We start from the raw sequence: 5,155 nt of genomic DNA on the forward strand, positions 1-5,155 counted from the left end.
GGACTCAGGGGCCTCAGGGGCCTCAGGGGCCTCAGGGGCCTCAGGGGCCTCAGGGGCCTCAGGGGCCTCAGGGGCCTCAGGCTCCGAGGGAACCATCGAGTGCTGCTGGTCGGTCATACCGCCCGTCCCGTCGTCTTGACGCGGTCGAGCTGATCGCTCAGGAACAACGCGACCCCCTTCGGGTCCATCGACGCGCCCCCGGACGCGGTGAGCGAAACCAGGACGTCGCCCTCGTACGCGGAGCAGACCATCTCCGTCAGCTTCTCCCCGGCGCCCTTCGGCGGCAGGAAGCACCGGGCGTTCTTGTGGCCCTTGACGGCCGGTCCGTTGCGCAACGAGGTCAGGGCGTCCAGGAAGGTGTTCTGGTAGGTGACGATGTCCCGCGCCGACTTCTCGTCCATCTGGGACAGCACGACGTCGATCGTGAAGGCGTGGTCCGCGGCCAGAGTGGAGTCCGCTGCCCAGGAGGTGTTCATGTAGCTGCGCATGGCCATGCCCCTGATGTGTTCCCGGTCGATCTGCCTCTCCAGCCGGAGCCGCTGCGAGCGGGGCAGGCCGCTGATCCCCTCCTTGCGCAGGGCCGTGGCCTCGCGCCCGGAGAGCTCGGCGTCGGAGCCGAACTCGTCGATGTCGGGGCCGCGAACGTAACCGCTGGTGGCGTACGGCAGCAGCATCCCGCGCAGCCCCTTGGCCGCGGGGGCCTTGCGGTCCGCCGCGCGCGCCGGGAACTTCCACACGGGGGCGCCCGCGTCCCGGTCGGCGTCGTGCACCGTCACCGCGGTGTAGCCGATGCCGCCGACAACGGCGAGGGCGAGCAGGGCGGAAGCGGCGATCGCGGCGATCCGGCCCCGCCGTACGGACTTCTTCGCGACCGCGGCGGTGTCCACGGGCTCCGCCGGCGTCGTGGGTTCCACCGGGCCCACCTCGCCGACCTGGTTCTCGGTCACAGCCGCTCCATCTGTCGCTCGGCCAGGTCCATGATCTTCTTCTTGGGGACCGGCTTCGTGTCGTAGACCCAGACCTCCATGGCGATGTCCCCGCGCCAGGCGTGGGCCTCGGCGCTGTACGAGCCGCCTGAGGCATGGACGTATGCCGTTCCGTTGCCCGTGCCCGGGATGGCCCAGCTGTCGGTGCCCGGGTCCTTCTCGGCGTAGGAGTCGGCGTCGTCGACGACGTCGGAGGCGCCGTGGTTGTCCTCCTGGCGGTACTGCACGAGGAGGACGTCGACCTCGCGGTCGCCCTCACGCCACTGGGTGATCGCCGCGCGCCGGAACTCCTCACCGATGAAGTAGCTGAAGGCGACGTCGGGCTTGGTGAACATCCGCGAGTAGCCGGCCAGGTCCAGCCACCCGTCGGTGCTCCTGGGCAGGAGGGCGTTGCGCGCCCCGTCCGGGCGCCTCAGCAGCAGCTTGCGCAGATCGCCCTCCGTCTTCACCCGCCGGTCCTGGGCGGCGGACAGAGGAGCCGGGCCGGCGCCGGTGGACCGCGGGAGGGTGGGCTGGGAGAGCGAGGGCAGGGCGGTGGGCCCGCGATGGGCCTGCACGAGGTAGCCGGTGCAGGTGCCGGCGACGACGCCCAGCACGGCGGCCGCGGCAATGAGCAGGGTGGTGCGTCCCCGGGGACGCGGCCCGCGCTCCGGCGCGCGCTCGGATGCGGGCTCGGATGCGGGCTCGGATGCGGGCTCGGATGCGGGCTCGGATGCGGGCTCGGGCACATCCGGCGCAATCGGCTCCTGCGCCTGTATGGGTACTTCCAAGACGTTCCCCCACAAACTTGAAGTGCGCATTCCGTATGCGCGCACAGGAGACTCATGGGTGGGGAACGGAGTTGTGGCGGCGTTGATTACGATTCGGCCATGGCGAAGAAGCTCGTGATCAAGGTGACGGCGGGGGCCGACGCGCCCGAGCGGTGCTCGCAGGCGTTCACGGTGGCGGCGGTGGCCGTGGCCAGCGGTGTCGACGTCTCGCTGTGGCTGACCGGGGAGTCCGCGTGGTTCGCGCTGCCGGGGCGGGCCGCCGAGTTCGAGCTGCCGCACGCCGCGCCGCTGCCCGACCTCCTCGACTCGGTTCTCGCCGCGGGCCGCGTCACCCTGTGCACCCAGTGCGCGGCCCGCCGGGACATCACCGAGAAGGACGTCCTGGAGGGCGTACGGATCGCGGGCGCCCAGGTCTTCGTACAGGAGGCGCTGGGGGACGAGACGCAGGCGCTGGTGTACTGACCGACCAGAACCACAGAACCACGGGCACCTGCTACGGGCGCGGGCGCTTCTTGCCGTCGAGTTCGTCCCACCACTCGTCGGACTTGGGGTCGCCGGAGGGGTCGTCCCACCAGCGGTCCTCGGGGCCCCGCCGGTTGGCGACCATGGCGGCGACCGGCGGGATGACCATCGCCACGACGCACATGGCGACGGCCGCCGGGATCGACCAGATGCGTACGACTCCCCAGGCCAGGACGAACAGCGTGACGCAGGTGCCCATCATGGCGAAATACACGTGACGGCGACGTGCCAGCATGCCTCCAGGGTAGGACCCCGGCGCCGGTCGGACACGAGACGCGGAGGCGGACAGGTCCGTGGCGCGCCAGTGGGTTCCAGCGTAGGGCCGGGCAAGCCGAAGGGCCGCGGTCCGGGCGGGTGCCCGGGTGCGGCCCTTGGCTTGCGGGGTGTCGGTCAGACGGCGATCGCGACCTCGGCGAGGCCGCCCTGCTGCGCGACGACCGTGCGGTCGGCGGTGGCGCCGGGGACCAGGGCGCGGACGGTCCAGGTGCCCTCGGCCGCGTAGAAGCGGAACTGGCCCGTCGCGGAGGTCGGGACCTCCGCGGTGAACTCGCCGGTCGAGTCCAGCAGGCGGACGTAGCCCACCACCGGCTCGCCGTCGCGGGTCACCTGGCCCTGGATCGTCGTCTCACCGGGCTTGATCGTCGAGGCGTCGGGGCCGCCGGCCTTCGCTCCACACATGTCTTTCTCCAAGAGGGGTCTGACCGGAGGAAGGCCGGTCGGGGAACTGCGGGTCTGTTCGCTTGCTGGGTGCCGGCCTTACTCGCCGGATCGGACTTACTTGCCGGAGCCGAGCTCGATCGGGACGCCGACGAGGCTGCCGTACTCGGTCCAGGAGCCGTCGTAGTTCTTGACGTTCTCCACGCCGAGCAGCTCGTGCAGGACGAACCAGGTCAGCGCGGAGCGCTCACCGATGCGGCAGTAGGCGATGGTGTCCTTCGCGAGGTCCACGTTCTCCTCGGCGTAGAGCTCCTTGAGCTCGTCGTCCGACTTGAAGGTGCCGTCGTCGTTGGCGTTCTTCGACCACGGGATGTTCTTCGCGGACGGGACGTGACCCGGGCGCTGGGACTGCTCCTGCGGCAGGTGGGCCGGGGCGAGCAGCTTGCCGGAGAACTCGTCGGGCGAGCGCACGTCGACCAGGTTGTGCGAACCGATCGCGGCGACGACGTCGTCACGGAAGGCGCGGATCGCGGTGTTCTGCGGCTTGGCCTTGTAGTCGGTCGCCGGGCGCTCCGGGACCTCCTCGACCAGCTCGCGGGCGTCCAGCTCCCACTTCTTGCGGCCGCCGTCGAGAAGCTTGACGTTCTCGTGGCCGTAGAGCTTGAAGTACCAGTAGGCGTAGGACGCGAACCAGTTGTTGTTTCCGCCGTAGAGGATCACCAGCGTGTCGTTGGCGATGCCCTTCGCCGACAGGAGCTTCTCGAAGCCCTCCTGGTCGATGAAGTCGCGGCGGACCGGGTCCTGCAGGTCCTTGGTCCAGTCGATGCGGATCGCGTTCCTGATGTGGTTCTTCTCGTAGGCGGACGTGTCCTCGTCCACCTCCACGATCGCGATGTTCGGGTCGTCGAGGTTGGCCTCGACCCAGTCGGCGTCGACCAGGACGTCGCTGCGGCTCATGCTCTTTCTCCTCCGGGGCAGTTGCGGCGGGGCATACGAGTCTGCGGGGTGCACACGCCCGTACGGGGGCGACGCACCGGTGCCCTGAGCAGGGCGGGGGGATGCGGAGGTCTGCGCCTTCCGCTCAGAAGGGGCGACAGAGCATGGCGGCGACGCGGCACAGGTCTACTGCCCGCCGCTTCGTGAGATCCGCCTGTCGCTTCATACGGTCGATCGTAGGGATGGACAGGCGGGCGTGTCACCGGTGTGTCGTATCGTGAGATGCGATCGTCCGGAATGTGGGATGAAATCGGCCTACGGGCCGCTGTGGCGCGGCTCGCGGCCGGATTGACCGGTCATCACCGCTGTCGTACGGACACCCGCGTCTCGCCCTTCGGACACTCCCCGTCCATCACCGACGGGTCCCGTCCTACCCCGCGAGCTTGACGTTCGAACCCTTCACCGTGATCTCCACACCGTTTTTCGCGGCCTGCACACCGTCCACCTTCACACCGCCCGGCAGCCGGTCGATGGTCTGCTGGAAGTCGGTGATCGAGCGGATCCGGGCATCGGCGAGGTCGACGACCAGCTTGGGCAGGTTGTCGGCGTGCACCTTGACCGAGTCGCCGTCGACGGTGACGGTGCTGAGCACGGGGTACGTCTGCGAGGCGCCGGCGGCCGTGACCTTGACGTCGACCTTGATCTTGCCGCTGCCGCCGTCGGAGAGGCCCACGACCTGGGCGTTGACGCCGGGAATGATCTGCGTCGGCTGGGACTTCGCGGCCTTCAGCAGCTCGTCGTAGGCGATGGTGGCGGTGCCGGTCGCGGTGGACGCGGTGGCGGAGCTGTAGTCGCCGGTGAAGGTGACGCCCTTCATGTCGGCCCGGAGGTCGTCGATGCGGATGCTCTTCGGGGCGCCGGCGGTGGTGTCACCCGTGTCGGCCTCGTAGTCCTTGATGCCGATGCGTACGTCGTCCAGCTTGCCGGCGGCGACCTGGGTGAGGAACGGGAAGCCCTTGATGGAGACATCCGGGGTGGAGGCTAGGTTCTCGGTGGTCTTCACCTTGTCGGCGGCCTCGTTCTCGGCGAAGTACACCGCGACACGGTCGGCGATCACGAAGAGGCCGCCCAGGATCACGACGACGATCAGAAGTATTCGCAGGGCGCGCATTCCGTACTTCCCCCACCTGGCCGACAACGTTGGTCTACGACGGACTAGTGACCGCCGTTTCGGAGCGTAACCCTGCGGGGCCTGGGCCAGGGGGATTGTCGATCACCTGTGAC

8 protein-coding genes are annotated in these 5,155 nt (G+C 69.4%); 1 reads left to right on the forward strand and 7 read right to left on the reverse strand.

Features of this window, described 5'->3' with window-relative positions; translation table 11 throughout:
• Positions 1-113: 113 nt before the first annotated feature.
• On the reverse strand, positions 114-947 hold the full coding sequence (locus GRC12_RS41785) for a hypothetical protein (protein WP_244374587.1): 834 nt from the start codon (positions 945-947) through the stop codon (positions 114-116).
• Positions 944-1,714 (reverse strand): hypothetical protein, encoded by a 771-nt coding sequence (locus GRC12_RS41790; RefSeq protein ID WP_308286751.1) that lies wholly within the window; start codon positions 1,712-1,714, stop codon positions 944-946. The genes GRC12_RS41785 and GRC12_RS41790 overlap by 4 nt, the downstream gene beginning before the upstream one ends.
• 141 nt (positions 1,715-1,855) lie before the next feature.
• Here GRC12_RS41790 and GRC12_RS41795 point away from each other — a divergent pair, with 141 nt between their 5' ends.
• A complete protein-coding gene (locus GRC12_RS41795; protein WP_133045740.1) occupies positions 1,856-2,218 on the forward strand; it encodes a DsrE family protein in 363 nt (120 codons plus the stop codon).
• Positions 2,219-2,249: 31 nt separating this feature from the next.
• On the opposite strand, the gene GRC12_RS41800 is transcribed toward GRC12_RS41795, so the two are convergent.
• The 5 genes from GRC12_RS41800 to GRC12_RS41815 all read right to left on the reverse strand — a co-directional run bounded on the left by GRC12_RS41800 (position 2,250) and on the right by GRC12_RS41815 (position 5,042).
• Positions 2,250-2,513 carry a DUF3099 domain-containing protein gene (locus GRC12_RS41800; protein WP_208785675.1) on the reverse strand — a complete coding sequence of 88 codons (264 nt, stop codon included), beginning with the start codon at positions 2,511-2,513 and terminating at the stop codon, positions 2,250-2,252.
• 155 nt (positions 2,514-2,668) lie between these two features.
• Positions 2,669-2,956: a DUF1416 domain-containing protein gene (locus GRC12_RS41805; RefSeq protein WP_020122955.1), complete on the reverse strand. Its 288-nt coding sequence runs from the start codon at positions 2,954-2,956 to the stop codon at positions 2,669-2,671.
• Positions 2,957-3,052: 96 nt separating this feature from the next.
• Complete coding sequence (locus GRC12_RS41810) at positions 3,053-3,892, reverse strand: sulfurtransferase (RefSeq protein ID WP_208785676.1); 840 nt, start codon at positions 3,890-3,892, stop codon at positions 3,053-3,055.
• A 124-nt stretch (positions 3,893-4,016) separates the two neighbouring features.
• Positions 4,017-4,097 (reverse strand): Ms5788A family Cys-rich leader peptide, encoded by an 81-nt coding sequence (locus GRC12_RS47015; protein WP_350751515.1) that lies wholly within the window; start codon positions 4,095-4,097, stop codon positions 4,017-4,019.
• Positions 4,098-4,301: 204 nt separating this feature from the next.
• Positions 4,302-5,042 (reverse strand): LmeA family phospholipid-binding protein, encoded by a 741-nt coding sequence (locus GRC12_RS41815; protein WP_208785677.1) that lies wholly within the window; start codon positions 5,040-5,042, stop codon positions 4,302-4,304.
• Positions 5,043-5,155 lie beyond the last annotated feature (113 nt).

It is taken from the genome of Streptomyces griseorubiginosus, assembly GCF_017614965.1.
Classification (GTDB): domain Bacteria; phylum Actinomycetota; class Actinomycetes; order Streptomycetales; family Streptomycetaceae; genus Streptomyces; species Streptomyces griseorubiginosus_B.